Genomic DNA, 20,297 nt, shown 5'->3' with positions numbered 1-20,297 from the left:
ATGAAAAAAATCCCCTCCGCGTCGTTAGGCCCGACGAGGAAGGGATTGAGTGAGTCAGATTATCGACATAGTTAACGGCAACTGCAATATGCGATTACCGGTCGCCATAATCGATTATTCATCTTCTAAATAGGTATAACCGTAGAGGCCGCTCTCGAACTCTTCCAGGAACTGCGCGCGCAGCTCTTCGTCGAGATCGGATGCCTGAACCTGATTGCGGAACAGCGCCATCAGCTCGTTGGGATCAAGCTGCACGTAACGCAGCATGTCCGCCACGGTGTCGCCTTCATCGGAGAGCTGCACTTCCACATCGCCATTTTCGCGTGCGTAGACATCCACCGCTTCGGTGTCACCAAACAGGTTATGCATGTTGCCCAGAATTTCCTGATAAGCGCCCACCATAAAGAAGCCCAGCATGGGTGGGTTATCAAGGTCATATTCCGGCATCGGCATGGTCGTCGCGATACCGTCGCCATCCACGTAGTGATCGATGGTGCCATCGGAGTCACAGGTGATGTCGAGCAGCACGGCACGGCGCTCCGGCTTCTTGTTCAGGCCTTCCAGCGGCAGTACCGGGAACAGCTGATCGATACCCCACGCATCCGGCATTGACTGGAACAGCGAGAAGTTAACGTAGATCTTATCCGCCATCCGCTCCTGCAGTTCGTCGATGATTGGACGGTGTGCACGGTTGCTCGGATCGAGATGCTGCTGAATATAGTGGCAGATGCTCAGATAGAGCTGCTCAGCCCATGAACGCTGCTTGAGATCGTAGGTGCCTGACGAGTAGCCGGTATGGATATCAAACAGATCCATCTGGCTGTCATGCAGCCATTCACGAAGCGAGCGGCGGGTACTTGGCTCGTGCATCTCCTGCCAGGTTTCCCACATGCTGAGGATCGGGCGCGGCGCATCCGCATCCGGCGTTTCAGGTTCGCTGAACTCGTTGCGCTCCACCCCAATGATGTTGGAGACCAGTACCGTGTGGTGCGCGGTTACCGCACGGCCCGACTCGGTGATCACCGTCGGATGCTCCAGACCGTGCTCATCACAGGCAGCACCAATCGCCCAGATTACGTTGTTGGCGTACTCATTCAGGCCGTAGTTGACCGAGCAGTCAGACTGCGAGCGCGTTCCTTCGTAATCGACGCCCAGACCGCCGCCGACGTCGAAACATTTGATGTTGACGCCCAGCTTGGCCAGTTCGACATAGAAGCGCGCCGACTCACGCACGCCGGTAGCGATGTCGCGGATGTTGGACATCTGCGAGCCCAGATGGAAATGCAGCAGCTGCAGGCTGTCGATGCGACCCGCTTCACGCATGATCTCAACCAGTTTCAGCACCTGGGTGGCTGACAGGCCAAACTTCGACTTTTCGCCGCCGCTCGACTGCCATTTACCGGAGCCCTGCGAAGCCAGACGCGCACGGATACCAAGACGCGGCACCACATTCAGACGCTCTGCTTCTTCCAGCACCAGCCGCACTTCGGTCATCTTCTCCAGCACCAGATAGACCTTGTGGCCCATCTTCTCGCCGATCAGCGCCAGACGAATATATTCGCGATCTTTATAGCCGTTACAGACGATCACCGAACGGGTCTGACCGGCGTGCGCCAGCACCGCCATCAGCTCGGCTTTTGAGCCCGCTTCCAGTCCCAGCGGTTCGCCGGAGTGGATCAGTGACTCAATCACGCGTTTGTGCTGGTTAACTTTAATCGGGTAAACCAGGAAGTAGTCGCCTTTGTAACCGTAAGATTCACGCGCACGTTTAAAGGCGGCGTTAATGGAACGCAGACGGTGTTGCAGGATCTGCGGGAAGCAGAATAAAGCAGGCAGACGCTGGCCCTGCGCTTCGCGCTCTTTGACCAGACGAGCTAAATCGACGCGCACGTCAGGACGATCCGGATCGGGACAGACACTGATGTGGCCCAGTTCGTTAACGTCGTAATAGTTGTTGCCCCACCAGGCGATGTTGTACGTACGCAACATTTTGCTCGCATCCTGATCGTTCATTGCCACCTCCTGCATGGAGCGGAGTGTACCCTGTTCGCCAGCTGACGAACCTTTGATATTCTTCATGTCGTCAGACATCGCGAACCTCAATTTTCCGTTGAAAGATGAAACTGTTAACCGGCTTTATGGCCGCTAATCTGAAAACCTGTTGCCACATTAAACGCAATGTCCTGTTCACCTGACGTTGCCGTCAGCGCGATTCACGCATGAGAGTTAAGTGTAAAACACCCGGGCCATCTCCGTTTAAACAGAGAACATTTAACTGATCTGTATTGACCATGGATAACCTGCGTCGTTCCGCTGCGCGTGCGCAGAGAAGAGACAAAACCGATCGAGCAGAGATAAAGATTAGCCTGCGCCTGTGTCGGTAAAATTACCGCATCGGACATCGCGTCGGCAGGAAAGAGAAACAGATGGGAGGCAGGAGAGAGCCAGCGCAGCGCCGCAGCGCAGAGAACCGGAAGAAGAAAAAGCGTGGTTCATTACTTGTATCACCTCCGCATATGCCAGGGGCACATGGAAAACAACCTGGGTGAAAGCCAGACCAGAGTCTGACAGGCGCGACGCAAACAGTGGCGTCATCCTTGCTGCTGCTATCAAAGCAGCGGCGTTTTATACAGTTTACAGCCGTAAAATGCAAAAATATTATCGGGGAATTGCGTGTAGCGTCAGCAAATTATGCCGATAACAGAGACAGGTTAAATGCTGAAACAGAAAAAGGGCTGGTAATTGGTTTACCCTCTATCCTAAAATAGCCGTCCAGATGGTTTTCCATCTAAACAGGTTACTATCCAGGCGGTGTTGGCCTGCTGTGCTGACACAACCTCACTGCTCGCGGCTTTGCCTGAAGGGGCGTCAGGTCAGACCACCTCACTGGCGCTATGCAGTCGTACTCAAACCATATTTAAGGTAAAGAACAGAATGGCTAAACACCTTTTTACGTCCGAGTCTGTATCAGAAGGACATCCCGATAAAATCGCCGACCAGATCTCCGATGCTGTGCTGGATGCGATCCTTGAACAGGATCCTAAAGCGCGCGTGGCCTGCGAAACCTACGTTAAAACCGGTATGGTGCTGGTTGGCGGTGAAATCACCACCAGCGCCTGGGTTGATATCGAAGAGATCACCCGTAAAACCGTACGTGAAATCGGCTATGTCCATTCCGATATGGGCTTTGACGCCAACTCCTGCGCGGTATTAAGCGCGATTGGTAAACAGTCTCAGGATATCAATCAGGGCGTTGACCGTACCGATCCGCTGGAACAGGGCGCGGGCGACCAGGGCCTGATGTTCGGCTATGCCACTAACGAAACAGACGTGCTGATGCCTGCGCCGGTGACCTATGCGCACCGTCTGGTACAGCGTCAGGCTGAAGTGCGTAAAAATGGCACCCTGCCGTGGCTGCGCCCGGATGCCAAGAGCCAGGTCACTTTCCAGTATGACGATGGCAAAATCGTGGGCATCGATGCAGTTGTGCTCTCTACCCAGCACGCTGAATCCATCAGCCAGAAAGATCTGCAGGAAGCGGTGATGGAAGAGATCATCAAGCCGGTTCTGCCCGCAGAGTGGCTGAGCGCCTCGACCAAATACCACATCAACCCAACCGGTCGCTTTGTGATCGGCGGCCCGATGGGCGATTGCGGTCTGACCGGTCGTAAAATCATCGTAGACACCTACGGCGGCATGGCGCGTCATGGTGGCGGTGCGTTCTCGGGTAAAGATCCATCTAAAGTTGACCGCTCTGCAGCCTATGCGGCACGTTACGTGGCGAAAAACATCGTAGCGGCCGGCCTGGCTGACCGTTGTGAAATCCAGGTCTCCTACGCTATCGGCGTGGCTGAACCCACTTCTATCATGGTGGAAACCTTCGGCACAGAGAAAATCTCTACCGAACAGCTGACGCTGCTGGTGCGCGAGTTCTTCGACCTGCGTCCATATGGTCTGATCCAGATGCTGGATCTGCTGCACCCAATCTATAAAGAGACCGCAGCTTACGGTCACTTTGGTCGTGAACATTTCCCATGGGAAAAAACCGACAAAGCTGCCCTGCTGCGTGAAGCAGCTGGCCTGTAAGGTTACCGGCTGCTGATAAAAACCCTGCCACTGCGGCAGGGTTTTTTATTGCCTTTTCAGCCCCATTGCTAACCGGAGCAATTTTGCTCCCGCTACCCTTCTGAACGACAGGCCAGCGCAATTTCTGGTGAGCGCGTGACGACAAAAAAAACGCATCTGCCCGACATCTTCTTCTCTCTGCAGCAAATTTTCAGTTCTCAGCTACACTTCTTTTCGCTTTTTCTGACGACTAAATGTTAACGATTACAAATTGAAATGCTTTGTTTATCCGATATTTAGGAATTAACGCACGTAGTTATTCTGCTGAAAATGCGTTATTTTCAGCGTCGTCTGATAGCCAGTAAATAGAGCATTGTCAGAAACTTAATGAGTGCTATACCTCACTGGTTAATTAATCTTTCCGGGAAAAATATGCTGAATTTCAGGGTTTCAGCGTGTGTAAGCGATTACACTGATGTGATCAGGCTCACTTTTTTCCCGCAAAAGGTTTTTTAACATTGATAAAAACAATGATGGATAAACCTGGAGGCTAAAATGCCTGGCAATACACACAAAAGCAGAACTTCAAATAAGGCGATGACCTTATTTGTCTGCTTTCTGGCGGCCCTTGCGGGTCTGCTGTTCGGTCTGGATATCGGCGTTATCGCCGGTGCTCTGCCGTTTATCGCAAAGGACTTTAACGTCACCCCTCATCAGCAGGAATGGATCGTCAGTTCCATGATGTTTGGTGCGGCGGTCGGTGCTATCGGCAGCGGCTGGATGTCATCCCGCCTGGGCCGTAAAAAAAGCCTGATGGCCGGTGCGATTCTGTTCGTTATCGGTTCACTCTGGTCGGCGATGTCGCCAAACCCGGAAATGCTGATCAGCGCCCGCGTTCTGCTGGGCCTGGCAGTCGGTATCGCCTCTTATACTGCCCCGCTTTATCTTTCTGAGATCGCTCCGGAAAAAATTCGCGGCAGTATGATTTCGCTTTATCAGCTGATGATCACCATCGGTATTCTTGGCGCTTACCTGTCCGATACGGCGTTTAGCTTTACCGGCAACTGGCGCTGGATGCTGGGCATCATCACTATTCCGGCACTGTTGCTGCTGGTCGGCGTTTTCTTCCTGCCAAACAGCCCACGCTGGCTGGCGGCGCGAGGCAACTTCCGCGATGCACAACGCGTACTGGATCGTCTGCGTGACACCAGCGAGCAGGCAAAACGTGAGCTGGAAGAGATCCGTGAAAGCCTGAAGATCAAACAGTCTGGCTGGGGTCTGTTCACCAGCAGCAGCCACTTCCGTCGTGCGGTCTATCTCGGCATCCTGCTGCAGGTGATGCAGCAGTTTACCGGCATGAACGTCATCATGTATTACGCGCCAAAAATCTTTGAAATCGCGGGCTTCACCAACACCACCCAGCAGATGTGGGGCACGGTGATTGTGGGTCTGGTTAACGTACTGGCGACCTTTATTGCCATTGGCCTGGTGGATCGCTGGGGTCGTAAACCTACTCTGATTCTGGGCTTTATGGTGATGGCAGCCGGTATGGGCGTTCTGGGTACGATGCTGCACTTCGGCATTCACTCGCCGGGCGCACAGTACTTTGCGGTAGGTATGCTGCTGATGTTCATCATCGGTTTTGCGATGTCAGCCGGTCCGTTGATCTGGGTACTCTGTTCCGAAATTCAGCCGCTGAAAGGCCGCGATTTCGGTATCACTGTCTCCACCACCACCAACTGGATCGCGAACATGATCGTAGGTGCGACCTTCCTGACGATGCTGAATACGCTGGGCAATGCGAACACCTTCTGGGTCTACGCACTGCTTAACCTGTTCTTCATTCTGCTGACGGTGATGCTGATCCCTGAGACCAAAAACGTCTCGCTGGAACACATCGAACGTAACCTGATGGCAGGTAAAAAACTGCGCGACATCGGTTCACGCGACTAACTTTACCCGGTAAAAAACGCGGTAAAAAAAACGGCGGGGTTTCTCTGGAAACCCCGCCGTTTTTATTTGTTCAACGCCCCACTACGCTGTGGTTACCCGCGTTACCGGCAGGGGCCGCCGTATGCAGCAGAGCGCCAGTGCCATAATGAAAATGGTCGCGGTCTGATTATAGGGCAGCACCGAATCGGTCAGTCCGGTGGTAAATAGCGCCACCATCGGCAGCGCCACGCCGCGCAGATCACACTTCTTCAGCCAGCCCGCCAGCACCGTCAGATAGAGCAGCGCCAGCGACGCCGTACCCAGCCAGCCCTGCAATGACGTCACCTCGAGGAACTCGTTGTGCATGTTGTATTTAACGTTGGTGAAGCCTTCAACATTGAGAGGATAGTGCGCAGTGATGAACTGACGCGCCTCAGTGGTGCGCGCATCCGGCGTCGCAAAACCGCCATGGTGCTCAATAAAGTTGACCGCCCCGCCCCAGATGGCGACACGTGCGCCCAGCGAGGTCGAACTGTTTGAACCAAAGTTCTCAATATCCTGCACTCCCTCTACCCAGCGGTTGCTGGTCATCAGAATCAGCACCGCCATTACGCCCACCAGCAGAGCGCTAATCCGCCAGTTGGTCAGCAGCGACAGCCGGTAGGTCTGCACCAGGAACAGCAGCCCCACGGCAATCAGCGCAATCAGGGTCACACGGGTGCCGCACAGGTAGAGCAAGGCAAAGGTCACTGCCAGCACAGCGATATCGGCCACCTTCCAGTAAGCGTGCGTCTCATAGCGGCTTAGCCACAGCCAGGCACAGTAGATAAACAGAATCATGTAGGAGGACATGGAGGCGGCTTCGGTGGTGAGCTTGATGCGGATATTCTCAGTGTAGAGATGCTCGTGGATACCAAAGCCCAGCGTAATCAGCAGGCCAAGAAGGATGAGCCCTTTTCCGACGCGTAGCGTAGTCAGGGAGACACGATCCCCATAAACAGCCAGACTGAGCAGCACAAAGGCACCCATCAACAGCCGCTTCGCGCCCAGCAGATAGTTGCCCATATTAGTGATGGCATCGCCTGAGGGCGCGGTTTCGATCCCCTTCACGTGTATCGCCCAGAACAGCCGAATCAGGGCAAAGATAATCAGCACAGCAAACAGGGCGATATAAAAACCGTTCTCTTTAAAGTCCATCCGCCTGCGCACCAGGCCATACAGCACGGACGCGATAGAGAGATAAGAGACCTGATAGAATATTTTTTGCGGCAGGCCGGTAACAAACATATTCAGTGACAGCGCCAGGCAGAGCGCAATAACTGAAAAATTAACCATTAACGTTAATCCATTGCGACTGATTTTATTCGTCATGCTTAACCTCAGTAAGGCGGTTAAACACACTCATCAGGTGCTTCATATAATTTTCCTCATAAAAACCGGTGATGCTCGCTTTAATAGCCTGATGATCGGGGAAGTAGAAATCCCCGCTCATGGCGTTGAGAATCGCGGCCAGCGCCATGCTGTCATGGGTGGGATAGAGCTGACCATTAATACCGTTCTGAATAATTTCCGCCGGGCCGCTGATGCAGTCGGATGAAATACAGTAGACGCCGCGCGACATCGCCTCCAGCAGGATCAGCGGGAAGCCTTCGAAGTTAGAGGTCATGACCAGGCAGGTTACCTGTCTGATATGGCGGATGACATACTCCCAGGCATTCTCCTGCCAGCCATGCCAGGTGATGCGATCCTGAATGCCGAGTTGCGTCACGTAGTGCTGACATTGCGTCAGATCTTCCCCGTCACCCACTATCTCCAGCGTCCAGGGCGCATCCAGCTGCTGCAGGGCATCAAACAGATCTTTAAGCTGTTTCTGCCGCTGATAATGGACGCGACCAATATAGAGAAACTTCAGCGCCTGGGGTCTGCCGATTACCGTGTCATTGCGTTTGATCGGGTTATAGATCACGTCAACGTCAGTGGCGCGTGCACCCAGTTCCACCAGCTGCTCTTTAATCTGATTACTGATCGCAAAATGGTGATCGGCCCGCAGCAGATAATGGGGACGATAACGTTCACGCGGAGGCAGGTGCATCCAGCTCGACAATACGATTTTACGTCCTGAAAGCGTGATTGCCCGGCGCGTCATCAGGCAGGGAATGGTGTTGAGGGTCAGGACATGATCGGGCTGATAACGACGAAAGAAGGCGGCCATTCTCAGCGTATGAATAAGATTTTTTATTTTCTTATTCCGCAGCGTGCAGACGCTCTCAGCCAGAACAGCATTGGCGGTCCAGGCGCGGGAGTGGCTCTCCTCTCCGCTGTTGATAATAAACAGCCCTGCTTCGGTACCGGGTTCCGCATTCAGGGCCTTAATCAACTGACCAGTCACATTTTCCATCCCACCACGACCGGCCATCAGATCCGTCACCAGCACAATCCGTTGTTTCCTGACGTTATCATTATTTTTCATTGGTTTATCCATGCCCTGTGCCGTTCGCTTTTCATCCATCCACTCTGCGGTGAATCTCATTAATAGAATATTCTAAAAAAGCCCATAACAATATTTAAACCAGAAATTTTCCCCCAGCCAGAACCACACTTGTCGCTGGCGACGTTGAGTTCCTGCGCGGCGGCGATTATTCTGAGCGCCATGAAAACGCCTCGTCTCCCCATTGCCCTGCAGCAGGCCGTAATGCGCTCGCTGCGCCAGTCGCTTGAACGTGCGAATCAGGCGCTGAAAACCCGTTATCCGGAACCGAAGCTGCTCTACCAGCAGCGTGGTACGGCGGCGGGCACCGCCTGGCTGGCGTCCTGGGAAATTCGCATCAATCCTGTGCTGCTGCTGGAAAACCAGCAGGCATTTATCGATGAAGTGGTGCCGCATGAGCTGGCGCATCTGCTGGTCTGGAAGCAATTTGGTCGCGTTGCGCCGCACGGCAAAGAGTGGAAGTGGATGATGGAGCAGGTGCTGGGCGTTCCGGCACGGCGTACTCACCAGTTTGAGATCGCATCCGTACGCAGCAACACCTTTGCCTACCGCTGTCAGTGTCAGCAGCATCAGCTGACCGTGCGCCGCCACAATCGTATACTGCGCAAAGAGAGTGAATATCGCTGCGTGCACTGTGGCAGCCTGCTGATCGCGGGTGAATTTGTCGCGTCCTGAGAAGAATCCCCATTCCGCCCTATTCCACATTCTGTTACCCTGCCGCCCTTTTTCGTACTGAGTAGAAATCTGGAATATGTCTCGCATACTAAGTCTGGCGGTTGCGCTGCTGTTTGCGCCCGCCGCTGACGCCCTTAACCTGAATAACTATCATCAAAATAACTTTCAGCAGGCCAAAACCTTTGCGGCGGCGATCAACGCCGATGCACCGGGTTCTTTTTACTGTGGCTGTAAGATTCAGTGGCAGGGAAAAAAGGGGATTCCCGATCTCAACAGCTGTGGCTATCAGGTGCGCAAAAACGCCAATCGCGCCGCACGCATTGAGTGGGAACATGTGATGCCCGCCTGGGAGTTTGGCCATCAGCGTCAGTGCTGGCAGGATGGCGGTCGTAAAAACTGCAGCAAAGATCCCGACTACCGCCGCATCGAAACCGACCTGCACAACCTGCAGCCTGCGGTGGGTGAAGTGAATGGCGACCGTGGCAACTTCGCCTACAGTCAATGGAACGGCAGCGAGCAGCAGTACGGCCAGTGTGAGATGAAGATCGACTTTAAACTCAAACAGGCGGAGCCACCTGCGCGGGCGCGTGGTGCCATTGCCCGCACCTATTTCTATATGCGCGACCAGTATCATCTGCGTATTTCGCGCCAGCAGACGCAGCTGTTTACCGCCTGGAACAAGCTCTATCCCGTGACAAAATGGGAGTGCGAACGCGACCAGCGCATTGCAAAGGTTCAGGGCAATCACAATCCTTATGTGCAGCAGGCTTGCCAGCGCTAAAATCCCTGCCCTACACTAGCTCTTTTTCCAATGACGCCGCTGCAGCGCGGCGTCCGGTCTCAGGAACCTTATGCGCATACCTCGCATCTATCACGCCGGTCCATTAAGCATCGGCAGTGAAATTACCCTGGATGAAGATGCATCCAATCATGTGGGCCGGGTGCTCCGGATGACGGCAGGTCAGCGTCTGGAACTCTTTGATGGCACTAATCTGACTTTTGCAGCAGAGATCACGCATGTAGATAAAAAGCGTGTAAAAGTATCGGTCACAGAGAGCCAGCCGGACGATCGCGAGTCACCGTTACATCTGCATTTAGGTCAGGTGATGTCGCGCGGTGAAAAAATGGAATTCACTATCCAGAAATCGATCGAACTGGGCGTGAATGTCATTACACCCTTGTTTTCCGAGCGCTGTGGCGTAAAGCTTGATGCTGAGCGTCTGGCGAAGAAGATCCAGCAGTGGCAGAAAATTGCTATTGCCGCCTGCGAGCAGTGCGGCCGTAATCGCGTGCCGGAGATTCGTGAAGCGATGACGCTGGAAGCCTGGTGCGCAGAAGCAGATAGCGGACTGAAGCTTAACCTGCATCCGCGCGCCAGCCACAGCATCAACACGCTGCCACAGCCTGTTGAGCGGGTAAGGTTGCTGATTGGCCCTGAAGGCGGTTTGTCTGCGGACGAGATTGCGATGACGGCGCAGCACGATTTTACTGACATTCTGCTTGGCCCACGGGTATTGCGTACCGAAACTACCGCGCTGACGGCCATTACGGCACTTCAGGTGAGGTTTGGCGACCTGGGTTAAGCGATACTTTCAGCGGAAAGAGAGCAGGCATGATGTCCTGACCGATCGGCCCACTGCAGACCGAACCAGACGAGGCGGTAAATGCCGCCTCACCGAGGAGATAATAATGATTAAACTTGGCATCGTGATGGACCCTATTTCGTCCATCAATATTAAAAAAGACTCCAGCTTCGCTATGCTGCTGGAAGCACAGCGCCGTGGTTATGAAATTCACTACATGGAGATGCACGATCTCTCCCTGCGCGGTGGCGTGGCCTCGGCCCGCACCCGCCTGCTGACCGTCGAGCAGAACCCTGAGAACTGGTATCAGTTTGGCAGCGAGCAGGTGATCCCGCTGGCTGACCTGAATGTGGTGCTGATGCGCAAAGATCCGCCATTCGATACCGAGTTCATCTATGCGACCTATATTCTGGAGCGCGCTGAAGAGCTGGGTACGCTGATCGTGAACAAACCGCAGAGCCTGCGTGACTGTAACGAAAAGCTCTACACCGCCTGGTTTGCCGAGTTTACGCCTGACACCCTGGTGACCCGCAGCAAAGCGCAACTGCGCGCTTTCTGGCAGGAGCATGGCGACATCATCATGAAGCCGCTGGATGGCATGGGTGGTGCGTCGATTTTCCGCGTGAAGAAAGATGATCCTAACTTTGGCGTGATTACCGAAACCCTGACCGAGCATGAGAGCCGTTTCTGCATGGCGCAGAATTATATTGCGGCGATCACCGAGGGTGACAAACGCGTGCTGGTCGTCGATGGCGAGCCGGTGCCTTACTGCCTGGCGCGTATCCCTCAGGGCGGTGAAACGCGTGGTAACCTCGCCGCCGGTGGTCGCGGTGAAGCGCGTCCGCTGAGCGAAAGCGACTGGGAAATCGCGCGCCGTGTTGGTCCGACGCTGAAAGCAAAAGGGCTGATTTTTGTCGGTCTGGACATCATCGGTGATAAACTGACTGAAGTTAACGTGACCAGCCCAACCTGCATTCGTGAAATTGAGGCTGCGTTCCCGATCTCCATCACCGGCATGTTGATGGATGCCATTGAGAAGCGCCTGGGCTGAGCATGACGCCGGGGCGAAGCTCCGTGATCAACCCAATACCGGTGCGGCCGTCGCGTGCCGGTTATTTTTTTGGTACATCGTGTGAGAATGAATTTACAACATCACTTTTTGATTGCCATGCCTTCATTGCAGGATCCTTTCTTCAAACGTTCCGTGGTCTATCTCTGCGAACATAACGAAGAGGGTGCAATGGGACTGATCATCAATAAACCCATGGAAAACCTGACGGTTGAAGGCATTCTGAAGAAGCTCAAAATCTCTGCTGACGATCGCGATCCGGCGATCAAGCTGGATAAACCGGTGTTTACCGGCGGCCCGCTGGCGGAAGATCGTGGCTTTATCCTGCACTCCGCGCAACGCACCTTTACCTCCAGTATTCGTGTTTCAGATAACACGATCATCACCACGTCCCGTGACGTGCTGGAGTCGATCGGTACGGCGTCTCAGCCCACTAACGTGCTGGTCGCGCTGGGTTACTGCGCCTGGGAAAAAGATCAGCTGGAGAATGAGCTGATGGAAAATGCCTGGCTGACCACGCCCGCTAACAGCAACATCCTGTTCCAGACGCCGATTTCAGAGCGCTGGCGCGAAGCGGCGCGCAGTATTGGCGTCGATATTCACAACATGGCCAGCGACGCCGGACACGCCTGATGTCAACTCAAACTCTGTTAGGATTCGACTTCGGCACCAAAAGTATTGGTGTCGCCGTAGGTCAGCAACTCACTGGCAGCGCCCGTCCGCTGACCGCCCTGAAAGCGCAGGATGGCATCCCGGACTGGCTGGTAATTGAAAAACTGCTGAAAGAGTGGCAGCCCGATTTCGTGGTGGTGGGATTACCGCTGAATATGGATGGCACCGAGCAGCCGCTGACCGATCGCGCACGTAAATTTGCCAACCGCCTGCACGGGCGCTTTGGCATCCGCGTGGAGCTGCAGGATGAACGACTCAGCACGGTAGAAGCGCGTGCTGGCCTGTTTGAACGCGGCGGCTATCGCGCGCTCAATAAAGGATCGGTCGACTCACAGTCTGCTGCCATCATTTTGCAGGACTGGTTCGAAAACCATTACTGACATCCTCACTCAATCAGTCCGGCAGCCTGACGCGCCAGCCTGCTCTGCTCAAACGTCTGCATACCGGCCTGTGCGCCGGTTTGTAACAGCGCAGGGATCTGGTGCATCTTGCCTTCTCTGATCAGATTGGTGATGCCCGGTGTGGCAATCAGTACCTCAAACAGTCCGATGCGCGAACCGGCAACTGACGGCACCAGCCGCTGTGCAATTACCGCTTTCAGGCTGCCCGCCAGCTGAGTACGCACCAGCTGTTTCTCCTCTGCCGGAAAGACATCAACCAGCCGATCCACCGCCTGCGCTGCGCCACGGGTGTGCAGCGTCGCCAGCACCAGATGGCCGGTCTCCGCAGCAGTCAGTGCCTGACGAATAGTGTCGCTGTCGCGCAGTTCGCCCAGCAGTATAACGTCGGGATCTTCACGCAGTGCTGCCTTTACCCCCAGCGAGAACGAACCACAGTGCGGGCCGATTTCACGCTGCTGTATCAGCGACTGCTGGCTGTGATGGATAAATTCAATCGGATCTTCCAGCGTGATGATATGCCGCGCCTGCTGGCGGTTCAGCGCATCGACCAGCGCCGCCAGCGTGGTTGATTTACCGCTGCCGGTCGCACCCGTCACCAGAATCAGCCCATCCTGCTGCTCCAGCAGCGTCGGGACAATGGCGGGCAGTTGCAGGCTCGCAAGCGTCGGACATGCCGTGGCGATGATGCGCAGTGCCAGTGACAGGCCGTTGCGCTGCATAAAGAGATTGGCGCGCAGACGCTGACCATCGGCCAGGCTCAGGGCGAAATCGAGCTGCCCTGCGCGCTCCAGCTCCTGACGCTGCGGGTCACTGAGCCAGCGGGCCATAAACTGCGCCATCCATGCGCCAGAAAGCGGGCACTGCTGCGGCATCGCCTCCAGCCTTCCCTGCCGCCGCCAGTAGGGCAAATGTCCGCTGCAAAGGTGCAGATCGGCGGCATTATGCTTTACACTAAGCCCCACCATTTCATCCAGATTCATAATTTCTCCTGACTATGACCTCAATCCAGCAGAACCTACAGCAAGTGCGGCAGCGAATCGCTGCTGCTGCCGCGAGTTGCGGCCGCGCACCAGAAGAAATTACCCTGCTTGCAGTCAGTAAAACCAAACCTGCGAGCGCGGTCGAAGAAGCCTTTGCCGCTGGCCAGATTGCCTTTGGTGAAAATTACGTTCAGGAAGGGGTTGAAAAGGTCCAGGCACTGGCCGCACATCCTGAGCTGGAGTGGCACTTCATCGGCCCGCTGCAGTCCAATAAAAGCCGTCTGGTGGCGGAACATTTCGCCTGGTGTCACACCATTGACCGTCAGCGCATCGCGCAGCGGCTCAACGATCAGCGGCCTGCTTCGCTGCCACCACTGAATGTGTTAATTCAGGTAAATATCAGTGACGAGAACAGCAAATCTGGCATCATGCTGGAGGCCGTTTCCGGGCTGGCGGAGCAGATCGCTGCCCTGCCGCAACTGCGGCTGCGCGGATTAATGGCGATTCCGGCAGCAGAGAGTGATTACGCGCGGCAGCTGGCGGTGTGTCAGCAGATGGCGGAAGCCTTCCGGCAGCTGCAACAGCACTATCCGCATGCAGACACGCTTTCGCTGGGAATGAGCGATGACATGGAGGCGGCAATCGCCGCAGGCAGTACGATGGTGCGTATCGGCACCGCCATTTTTGGCGCACGAGATTATGCGCACAACTCACAACAATAACAGAGGAACTTCATGTTAACACTGACGTTTTTAGTAAAAACGCTGATCGATCTCTACGTCATGGTGCTGCTGTTACGCATCTGGATGCAGTGGTCCCGCTGCGATTTTTACAATCCAGTGGCGCAGTTTGTCGTAAAAGTGACACAGCCGATTGTTAAGCCGCTGCGCCGTATACTGCCGGCACTGGGCCCGATAGATACCGCCTCGCTGCTGCTGGCATTTGTGCTGACTACGCTGAAATACCCGATTTTATTGCTGATTCAGGTGGGCGTCTTCTCAGTCGACCCAACCAATCTGCTGGTCGGCCTGCTGTCGCTGGTTAAATCCGCCGGCTATCTGGTCTTCTGGGTGATTATTATTCGCTCCCTGATGAGCTGGATCAGCCAGGGCCGGGGTCCTGTCGACTATCTGCTGGTGCAGTTAACCGAGCCGATGATGGCACCTGTTCGCCGTATTCTGCCTGCGATGGGCGGCATCGACTTCTCAGCGATGATCGTCATCCTGGTGCTGTATGCCCTGAACTTTCTCGGCATGGACCTGTTCCCGGGTCTCTGGTATCTGCTGTAAATGAATCAAACTGGAACTGTTATGCAAAAAGTTGTCCTCGCAACCGGCAATCCCGGCAAAGTGCGTGAGCTGGCGGAGTTACTCTCCGCCTTTGGTCTGGATATCGTCGCACAGACCGACCTTGGGGTTGAATCGGCGGAAGAGACCGGCCTGACCTTTATTGAGAACGCGATTCTCAAGGCGCGTCACACGGCACAGATCACCGGATTACCGGCTATTGCCGATGATTCCGGCCTGGCCGTAGATGCGCTGGGCGGCGCGCCCGGCATCTACTCGGCGCGCTACGCCGGTGAAGAGGCCAGCGATCAACAGAACCTGGAGAAGCTGCTGCAGGCGCTGGAAAACGTACCGGACGGTCAGCGCCAGGCACAATTTCACTGCGTGCTGGTCTATCTGCGTCATGCGGAAGATCCGACCCCGCTGGTGTTCCATGGCAGCTGGCAGGGTGAGATCACCCGCGCCGCCGCTGGTGCCGGTGGTTTTGGTTACGACCCGATTTTCTTTGTCCCGGCACTGGGTAAAACCGCGGCCGAACTAAGTAAAGCGGAAAAAGGTGCAGTTTCTCACCGGGGTAAAGCATTGACGCTGTTGCTGGAAGCGATGCGTAATGCCTAATCTGCCGCCGTTAAGTCTCTATATCCACATTCCGTGGTGCGTACAGAAATGTCCCTACTGTGATTTTAATTCCCACGCGCTGAAAGATGAGGTGCCGCACGTTGAATACGTGCAGCACCTGCTGCGCGATCTGGAGAGCGATTTACCGCTGATCAATGGCCGGGAAGTGCGCACGATCTTCATCGGTGGCGGCACGCCCAGCCTGCTGAGCAGCAGCGCGATGCAGATGCTGATGGATGGTGTGCGGGAGCGTCTGACGCTCTCGCCCGATGCGGAAGTGACCATGGAAGCCAATCCGGGCACCGTGGAAGCGGACCGGTTCAGCGCCTATCAGCGCGCCGGTATCAACCGTATTTCGATTGGCGTACAGAGTTTCAGTCCGCAAAAGCTGCAGCGCCTTGGCCGCATTCACGGCCCGGAAGAGGCGGTCCGCGCCGCTGAACTGGCCGAGTCGCTCTCGCTGCGCAGTTTTAACCTTGACCTGATGCATGGCCTGCCCGATCAGTCGCTGGAAGAGGCGCTCGATGATTTACGTCAGGCGATTGCGCTTAATCCACCGCATCTCTCCTGGTATCAGCTCACGATTGAACCCAACACCCTTTTTGGCTCACGCCCGCCGGTGCTGCCGGATGATGATGCGCTATGGGATATTTTCGAACAGGGCGATCAGCTGCTGCAGGCTGCCGGTTATCAGCAGTATGAGACCTCTGCCTACGCGAAGCCGGGTTATCGCTGTGAGCACAACCTCAATTACTGGCGCTTTGGCGACTATCTGGGGATTGGGTGTGGCGCACACGGCAAGCTGACGCAACCGGATGGCCGCATAGTCCGCACGGTGAAAACCCGTCATCCGCGTGGATTTATGCAGGGGAACTACCGCGAAAAGCAGTATGACGTTGCCGATAGCGACAAGCCGTTTGAATATTTCATGAACCGCTTTCGCCTGCTGGAAGCCGCGCCGCGCGACGAGTTCAGCCGCTATACCGGTTTGTCAGAGCAGGTGATCCGTCCGCAGATGGATGCCGCGATTGCCGCGGGTTACGTGACTGAAACCGCGGAGCAGTGGCAGATTACGGAGAAAGGGAAGCTGTTCCTGAATTCGCTGCTGGAGCTGTTCTTAGCGGAAGAGTAACAAAAGCGCCTCAGCCCGACAGGCTGAGGCGTTGACCTATTTTTTCAGTGCGCCGGTAAGCTGTTTACGCTGATCTTCCAACGAAATAACGCGATTACACACCTCGTGACCGAAGTTCTGGAAATCCTGCTCCTGCTTGCTCCACTCAGCCTGAATCGACTGCTGCAAACCGCCCAGATTACCCATAATCGCCTGCAGCGGATTACTGCCGCCGCTGCCCTGCTTACTGCCCATCTCGTTCAGGCTATCCTGCATCACGCCGCCCAGTGTCGACTGCACCAGCCTTTCACCTTCGGCGCGAACCTGATCAATCGCCTGATGGTGGAACGTCAGCCCATCTTCACGGTGTTCAATGATGCGGTTCATCTGCTGTTTCAGCTGACCATTCAGCGTGGTCAGGCGATTACGCACGTTGCTGTCGGTGCCCAGTTTTTCAACGATGACCTGATCCAGTGCCGCACGCCCTTTCTCCAGACGTGATGTCGCCCCGCTGTCGATCCACGGCAGATCGCGACGCAGCGCGTTCTGATAGTCGATCGCTTTCTGGCGTCCGGCCGTATCGAGCGTGACCTTCTGTCCATTGAACTGCACGTCGCCCTGCGGCGAGATTTCCATATTGCCGTTGGCACCGACCACCTGCACGCTCTGCGGCTTAATCACCACATCGTCCTGCGGCTTAACGCTGCATTCATAGGCTGCCTGAGCCTGGGTTGCTGCCACCAGCAGCACAGCAAGAAGCGCTTTACGCATCATATCTACTCCCTAAGATCGGGTCTGAAACCCTCTGATCGGGCCTCAGCCCGACACTGTGTGACGACTTAGTCCCACCAGACGTCAAAGAGTTCAGTCATCTGAACGTCCTGCAGCTTGCGATCTTCCAGCCATTTGCGGACCAAAGCACGATGCTCATCAGTGCATTTGCCGGTTTTCTGCAGGCAAACCAGACCTTCCCACACCAGGTAACCGCTGCCATCGAAGGCCAGGCCGTTAGGGTCGATCGCTTCATTGATGAACTGGTTCAGCGTCTCATCAATTTCGCTTTCGCTGGTGCCTTCCGGGAAGCGCCAGGCAACCGAGAAGCCCAGTTCCTGAAACTCATCGATGTGCAGTTTTTTACGTAAACGGCGGCTGCGTTGTGTGGCCATTATTTCACCCTCTCAAACATTAAATCCCATACGCCGTGGCCTAAACGCTGCCCGCGCTGCTCAAACTTGGTCAGTGGACGCGTCTCAGGACGCGGCACATAATTCTGTTGTTCTGACTGGTTGCGGTAACCATCGATGCTGTTCATCACTTCCAGCATATGCTCCGCGTAGGCTTCCCAGTCGGTCGCCATGTGGAAAACGCCGCCCAGCTTCAGTTTACGCATCACCAGCTCGGCAAAAGGCACCTGGACGATACGGCGTTTATTGTGACGCGCTTTATGCCACGGATCGGGGAAGAAGAGCTGAACCATGCGCAGCGAGTTATCCGGAATCATCTTCTCCAGCACTTCCACCGCGTCATGGCACATCACCCGAAGGTTCTGCACATCGGCTTCTTTGGCGGCGGCCAGACAGGCACCCACGCCCGGCGCATGCACTTCAATACCCAGGAAGTTCTGATGCGGCGTGTTCTGCGCCATCGTTACCAGCGAAGCGCCCATGCCAAAGCCAATTTCCAGCGTCACCGGGGCTTCGCGGCCAAACAGCGCAGGCAGATCGACAGGCTCCGGCTGATATTCCACCCCCATGACCGGCCACAGGGTGTCCAGCGCCTGCTGCTGGCCTTTGGTTAAGCGGCCCTGGCGGCGCACAAAGCTGCGGATCCGGCGTAATGGCCGCCCGTTCTCATCAAATTCTGGGGTGATGACGTCATTAATCATGTAAAAGCCTGCTGGTTAGCCTGTTCCGGGAAACGGGCATTATGCAAAGTTCATAAGCAGAAGCAAGCCTTTGCAATCTTCCGGTTTACACCCAGGTGCGCATGTGCTGGAATTCCTGCCTGAGTGTAGAGTAAACACGGAAAATTTCCTTCTTATGATGCAAGCGCCGCAGTTCGCGCAACAGGTGCTGGACTGGTATCAGCGCTTTGGTCGCAAAACCCTGCCGTGGCAGCTGGAGAAAACGCCTTATAAGGTGTGGCTCTCCGAAGTGATGCTGCAGCAAACCCAGGTTGCCACGGTTATTCCCTATTTTGAACGCTTTATGGCGCGCTTCCCCACGGTTACCGATCTGGCTGCGGCTCCGCTGGATGAGGTGTTACATCTCTGGACCGGCCTCGGCTACTACGCCCGTGCGCGTAATCTGCATAAAGCCGCAAAGCAGATTGTCGAGGTTCATCAGGGCGAGTTCCCGCGTAATTTCGATGATGTCTCTGCCCTGCCCGGCGTAGGCCGCTCCACGGCGGGCGCGATCCTGTCGCTGTCACTGGGGCAGCATTTCCCGATTCTGGATGGCAACGTCAAGCGCGTGCTGGCCCGTTGCTATGCTGTCAGCGGCTGGCCGGGTAAGAAAGAGGTCGAAAAGCGGCTCTGGCAGATCAGCGAAGAGGTCACACCCGCCGAGGGCGTCAGCCAGTTTAATCAGGCGATGATGGATCTGGGTGCTATCGTCTGTACCCGATCAAAGCCGAAGTGCGAAATCTGCCCGCTGAACAGCGGTTGTGAGGCGTATGCCAGCAGCAGCTGGGCGAGCTATCCCGGTAAGAAGCCTAAGCAGGTGCTGCCAGAGCGCAGCGGCTGGTTCCTGATGATGCAGGATGGTGATGATGTCTGGCTGGAGCAGCGCCCGCCTGTGGGCTTGTGGGGCGGCCTGTTCTGCTTCCCGCAGTTCACAACGGAAGCGGCGATGACCGACTGGCTGGCGGCCCGCGGCATCCATGCAAAACCGCAGCAGCTTACTGCGTTCCGTCACACCTTCAGCCATTTCCATCTCGATATCGTGCCAATGTGGCTGACGTGGCCTTCTGTCGGGGCGGCGATGGATGAAGCAGGCGGTCTCTGGTATAACTTAGCGCTGCCACCATCTGTGGGATTAGCCGCACCCGTTGAGCGCCTGTTACACGAGCTGCGCCATCCCCGACAACTGGCTTTGAACAGTTGTGAGATTAATGAGGAAGAATAATGAGCCGCACTATTTTTTGTACTTTTTTACAGCGCGACGCGGAAGGACAGGATTTTCAGCTCTACCCGGGCGATCTGGGTAAGCGCATTTACAACGACATTTCTAAAGAAGCCTGGCAGAAGTGGATGGCGAAACAGACCATGTTGATCAACGAGAAGAAGCTCAACATGATGAATCCCGAAGATCGTAAAGTGCTGGAGAAGGAGATGATCAATTTCCTGTTCGAAGGTAAAGACGTTCATATCGAAGGCTATACACCGCCAGAAGCGTAAACATTCCGGGCCTCATCGCT

22 protein-coding genes are annotated in these 20,297 nt (G+C 55.3%); 14 read left to right on the top strand and 8 right to left on the bottom strand.

Features of this window, described 5'->3' with window-relative positions; translation table 11 throughout:
* Positions 1 to 114 precede the first annotated feature (114 nt).
* A complete protein-coding gene (gene speA / locus ACVKSX_RS12970) occupies positions 115 to 2,091 on the bottom strand; it encodes a biosynthetic arginine decarboxylase (protein ID WP_010248849.1) in 1,977 nt (658 codons plus the stop codon).
* 843 nt (positions 2,092 to 2,934) lie between these two features.
* Between speA and metK the strand changes: the two genes are divergently transcribed.
* Both metK and ACVKSX_RS12960 read left to right on the top strand, forming a co-directional pair.
* Complete coding sequence (metK, locus tag ACVKSX_RS12965) at positions 2,935 to 4,086, top strand: methionine adenosyltransferase (protein WP_010248851.1); 1,152 nt, start codon at positions 2,935 to 2,937, stop codon at positions 4,084 to 4,086.
* A gap of 534 nt (positions 4,087 to 4,620) precedes the next feature.
* Complete coding sequence (locus ACVKSX_RS12960) at positions 4,621 to 6,018, top strand: sugar porter family MFS transporter (RefSeq protein ID WP_010248855.1); 1,398 nt, start codon at positions 4,621 to 4,623, stop codon at positions 6,016 to 6,018.
* Positions 6,019 to 6,099: 81 nt separating this feature from the next.
* Here ACVKSX_RS12960 and ACVKSX_RS12955 read toward each other — a convergent pair whose 3' ends face one another.
* The 3 genes from ACVKSX_RS12955 to ACVKSX_RS12945 are packed head-to-tail and all read right to left on the bottom strand — an operon-like array spanning position 6,100 to position 8,649.
* Positions 6,100 to 7,332, bottom strand: a complete 1,233-nt coding sequence (locus tag ACVKSX_RS12955; protein WP_354438847.1) for an O-antigen ligase family protein — start codon at positions 7,330 to 7,332, stop codon at positions 6,100 to 6,102.
* 25 nt (positions 7,333 to 7,357) lie between these two features.
* Positions 7,358 to 8,506 carry a glycosyltransferase gene (locus tag ACVKSX_RS12950; protein WP_191918878.1) on the bottom strand — a complete coding sequence of 383 codons (1,149 nt, stop codon included), beginning with the start codon at positions 8,504 to 8,506 and terminating at the stop codon, positions 7,358 to 7,360.
* Between the two features lie 20 nt (positions 8,507 to 8,526).
* Positions 8,527 to 8,649 carry a hypothetical protein gene (locus ACVKSX_RS12945; protein ID WP_259393884.1) on the bottom strand — a complete coding sequence of 41 codons (123 nt, stop codon included), beginning with the start codon at positions 8,647 to 8,649 and terminating at the stop codon, positions 8,527 to 8,529.
* Between ACVKSX_RS12945 and ACVKSX_RS12940 the strand changes: the two genes are divergently transcribed.
* From ACVKSX_RS12940 to ruvX, 6 genes are all read left to right on the top strand, one after another.
* On the top strand, positions 8,648 to 9,160 hold the full coding sequence (locus ACVKSX_RS12940) for a SprT family zinc-dependent metalloprotease (RefSeq protein WP_010671067.1): 513 nt from the start codon (positions 8,648 to 8,650) through the stop codon (positions 9,158 to 9,160). The genes ACVKSX_RS12945 and ACVKSX_RS12940 overlap by 2 nt on opposite strands.
* A 76-nt stretch (positions 9,161 to 9,236) precedes the next feature.
* On the top strand, positions 9,237 to 9,941 hold the full coding sequence (gene endA / locus ACVKSX_RS12935) for a deoxyribonuclease I (RefSeq protein ID WP_010671068.1): 705 nt from the start codon (positions 9,237 to 9,239) through the stop codon (positions 9,939 to 9,941).
* Positions 9,942 to 10,011: 70 nt separating this feature from the next.
* Positions 10,012 to 10,743 carry a 16S rRNA (uracil(1498)-N(3))-methyltransferase gene (rsmE, locus tag ACVKSX_RS12930; protein WP_010248866.1) on the top strand — a complete coding sequence of 244 codons (732 nt, stop codon included), beginning with the start codon at positions 10,012 to 10,014 and terminating at the stop codon, positions 10,741 to 10,743.
* A gap of 106 nt (positions 10,744 to 10,849) precedes the next feature.
* Complete coding sequence (gene gshB, locus ACVKSX_RS12925) at positions 10,850 to 11,794, top strand: glutathione synthase (protein ID WP_010248868.1); 945 nt, start codon at positions 10,850 to 10,852, stop codon at positions 11,792 to 11,794.
* Between the two features lie 87 nt (positions 11,795 to 11,881).
* Entirely contained in the window at positions 11,882 to 12,445 is a 564-nt protein-coding gene (locus ACVKSX_RS12920) for a YqgE/AlgH family protein (protein WP_010248870.1), read from the top strand.
* The gene (gene ruvX / locus ACVKSX_RS12915; protein ID WP_003853387.1) at positions 12,445 to 12,864 is read left to right on the top strand and encodes a Holliday junction resolvase RuvX; all 420 of its coding nucleotides are present in this window, start codon (positions 12,445 to 12,447) and stop codon (positions 12,862 to 12,864) included. The genes ACVKSX_RS12920 and ruvX overlap by 1 nt, the downstream gene beginning before the upstream one ends.
* A 5-nt stretch (positions 12,865 to 12,869) precedes the next feature.
* Here ruvX and ACVKSX_RS12910 read toward each other — a convergent pair whose 3' ends face one another.
* The gene (locus ACVKSX_RS12910; RefSeq protein WP_010671070.1) at positions 12,870 to 13,865 is read right to left on the bottom strand and encodes a type IV pilus twitching motility protein PilT; all 996 of its coding nucleotides are present in this window, start codon (positions 13,863 to 13,865) and stop codon (positions 12,870 to 12,872) included.
* Between the two features lie 14 nt (positions 13,866 to 13,879).
* Here ACVKSX_RS12910 and ACVKSX_RS12905 point away from each other — a divergent pair, with 14 nt between their 5' ends.
* The 4 genes from ACVKSX_RS12905 to hemW are packed head-to-tail and all read left to right on the top strand — an operon-like array spanning position 13,880 to position 16,901.
* Entirely contained in the window at positions 13,880 to 14,587 is a 708-nt protein-coding gene (locus tag ACVKSX_RS12905; RefSeq protein ID WP_010671071.1) for a YggS family pyridoxal phosphate-dependent enzyme, read from the top strand.
* Positions 14,588 to 14,599: 12 nt separating this feature from the next.
* The gene (locus ACVKSX_RS12900; RefSeq protein WP_010248879.1) at positions 14,600 to 15,154 is read left to right on the top strand and encodes a YggT family protein; all 555 of its coding nucleotides are present in this window, start codon (positions 14,600 to 14,602) and stop codon (positions 15,152 to 15,154) included.
* A 21-nt stretch (positions 15,155 to 15,175) separates the two neighbouring features.
* Positions 15,176 to 15,769, top strand: coding sequence for an XTP/dITP diphosphatase (locus ACVKSX_RS12895; protein ID WP_228312453.1), 594 nt, complete (start codon positions 15,176 to 15,178; stop codon positions 15,767 to 15,769).
* Complete coding sequence (gene hemW, locus ACVKSX_RS12890) at positions 15,762 to 16,901, top strand: radical SAM family heme chaperone HemW (RefSeq protein WP_022623847.1); 1,140 nt, start codon at positions 15,762 to 15,764, stop codon at positions 16,899 to 16,901. The genes ACVKSX_RS12895 and hemW overlap by 8 nt, the downstream gene beginning before the upstream one ends.
* A gap of 36 nt (positions 16,902 to 16,937) precedes the next feature.
* On the opposite strand, the gene ACVKSX_RS12885 is transcribed toward hemW, so the two are convergent.
* From ACVKSX_RS12885 to trmB, 3 genes are all read right to left on the bottom strand, one after another.
* Positions 16,938 to 17,654 (bottom strand): YggN family protein, encoded by a 717-nt coding sequence (locus ACVKSX_RS12885; RefSeq protein WP_010248885.1) that lies wholly within the window; start codon positions 17,652 to 17,654, stop codon positions 16,938 to 16,940.
* 65 nt (positions 17,655 to 17,719) lie between these two features.
* The gene (locus tag ACVKSX_RS12880; RefSeq protein WP_003853403.1) at positions 17,720 to 18,046 is read right to left on the bottom strand and encodes a YggL family protein; all 327 of its coding nucleotides are present in this window, start codon (positions 18,044 to 18,046) and stop codon (positions 17,720 to 17,722) included.
* Positions 18,046 to 18,765 (bottom strand): tRNA (guanosine(46)-N7)-methyltransferase TrmB, encoded by a 720-nt coding sequence (trmB, locus tag ACVKSX_RS12875; protein WP_010248887.1) that lies wholly within the window; start codon positions 18,763 to 18,765, stop codon positions 18,046 to 18,048. The genes ACVKSX_RS12880 and trmB overlap by 1 nt, the downstream gene beginning before the upstream one ends.
* 154 nt (positions 18,766 to 18,919) lie before the next feature.
* Between trmB and mutY the strand changes: the two genes are divergently transcribed.
* Together mutY and ACVKSX_RS12865 are read left to right on the top strand one after the other, a co-directional pair.
* Complete coding sequence (mutY, locus tag ACVKSX_RS12870; protein ID WP_033780716.1) at positions 18,920 to 20,005, top strand: A/G-specific adenine glycosylase; 1,086 nt, start codon at positions 18,920 to 18,922, stop codon at positions 20,003 to 20,005.
* The gene (locus ACVKSX_RS12865; protein WP_003853409.1) at positions 20,005 to 20,277 is read left to right on the top strand and encodes an oxidative damage protection protein; all 273 of its coding nucleotides are present in this window, start codon (positions 20,005 to 20,007) and stop codon (positions 20,275 to 20,277) included. The genes mutY and ACVKSX_RS12865 overlap by 1 nt, the downstream gene beginning before the upstream one ends.
* Positions 20,278 to 20,297 lie beyond the last annotated feature (20 nt).

It is taken from the genome of Pantoea sp. PvP021 (assembly GCF_054056055.1).
Note: the sequence above shows the minus strand (reverse complement) of the source record. Positions and strands in the feature narration are given on the sequence as shown.

What these genes read in the sequence shown, in the direction of transcription:
- gshB (WP_010248868.1), top strand. Translation starts at nt 10,850, where the DNA reads ATGATTAAACTTGGCATCGTGATGGACCCTATTTCGTCCATCAATATT.
- ACVKSX_RS12865 (WP_003853409.1), top strand. Translation starts at nt 20,005, where the DNA reads ATGAGCCGCACTATTTTTTGTACTTTTTTACAGCGCGACGCGGAAGGA.
- ACVKSX_RS12900 (WP_010248879.1), top strand. Translation starts at nt 14,600, where the DNA reads ATGTTAACACTGACGTTTTTAGTAAAAACGCTGATCGATCTCTACGTC.
- ACVKSX_RS12885 (WP_010248885.1), bottom strand. Translation starts at nt 17,654, where the DNA reads ATGATGCGTAAAGCGCTTCTTGCTGTGCTGCTGGTGGCAGCAACCCAG.
- ACVKSX_RS12905 (WP_010671071.1), top strand. Translation starts at nt 13,880, where the DNA reads ATGACCTCAATCCAGCAGAACCTACAGCAAGTGCGGCAGCGAATCGCT.
- metK (WP_010248851.1), top strand. Translation starts at nt 2,935, where the DNA reads ATGGCTAAACACCTTTTTACGTCCGAGTCTGTATCAGAAGGACATCCC.
- mutY (WP_033780716.1), top strand. Translation starts at nt 18,920, where the DNA reads ATGATGCAAGCGCCGCAGTTCGCGCAACAGGTGCTGGACTGGTATCAG.
- ACVKSX_RS12945 (WP_259393884.1), bottom strand. Translation starts at nt 8,649, where the DNA reads ATGGCGCTCAGAATAATCGCCGCCGCGCAGGAACTCAACGTCGCCAGC.
- ACVKSX_RS12920 (WP_010248870.1), top strand. Translation starts at nt 11,882, where the DNA reads ATGAATTTACAACATCACTTTTTGATTGCCATGCCTTCATTGCAGGAT.
- ACVKSX_RS12910 (WP_010671070.1), bottom strand. Translation starts at nt 13,865, where the DNA reads ATGAATCTGGATGAAATGGTGGGGCTTAGTGTAAAGCATAATGCCGCC.
- hemW (WP_022623847.1), top strand. Translation starts at nt 15,762, where the DNA reads ATGCCTAATCTGCCGCCGTTAAGTCTCTATATCCACATTCCGTGGTGC.
- speA (WP_010248849.1), bottom strand. Translation starts at nt 2,091, where the DNA reads ATGTCTGACGACATGAAGAATATCAAAGGTTCGTCAGCTGGCGAACAG.
- endA (WP_010671068.1), top strand. Translation starts at nt 9,237, where the DNA reads ATGTCTCGCATACTAAGTCTGGCGGTTGCGCTGCTGTTTGCGCCCGCC.
- ruvX (WP_003853387.1), top strand. Translation starts at nt 12,445, where the DNA reads ATGTCAACTCAAACTCTGTTAGGATTCGACTTCGGCACCAAAAGTATT.
- rsmE (WP_010248866.1), top strand. Translation starts at nt 10,012, where the DNA reads ATGCGCATACCTCGCATCTATCACGCCGGTCCATTAAGCATCGGCAGT.
- ACVKSX_RS12950 (WP_191918878.1), bottom strand. Translation starts at nt 8,506, where the DNA reads ATGGATGAAAAGCGAACGGCACAGGGCATGGATAAACCAATGAAAAAT.
- trmB (WP_010248887.1), bottom strand. Translation starts at nt 18,765, where the DNA reads ATGATTAATGACGTCATCACCCCAGAATTTGATGAGAACGGGCGGCCA.
- ACVKSX_RS12955 (WP_354438847.1), bottom strand. Translation starts at nt 7,332, where the DNA reads ATGGTTAATTTTTCAGTTATTGCGCTCTGCCTGGCGCTGTCACTGAAT.
- ACVKSX_RS12895 (WP_228312453.1), top strand. Translation starts at nt 15,176, where the DNA reads ATGCAAAAAGTTGTCCTCGCAACCGGCAATCCCGGCAAAGTGCGTGAG.
- ACVKSX_RS12940 (WP_010671067.1), top strand. Translation starts at nt 8,648, where the DNA reads ATGAAAACGCCTCGTCTCCCCATTGCCCTGCAGCAGGCCGTAATGCGC.
- ACVKSX_RS12880 (WP_003853403.1), bottom strand. Translation starts at nt 18,046, where the DNA reads ATGGCCACACAACGCAGCCGCCGTTTACGTAAAAAACTGCACATCGAT.
- ACVKSX_RS12960 (WP_010248855.1), top strand. Translation starts at nt 4,621, where the DNA reads ATGCCTGGCAATACACACAAAAGCAGAACTTCAAATAAGGCGATGACC.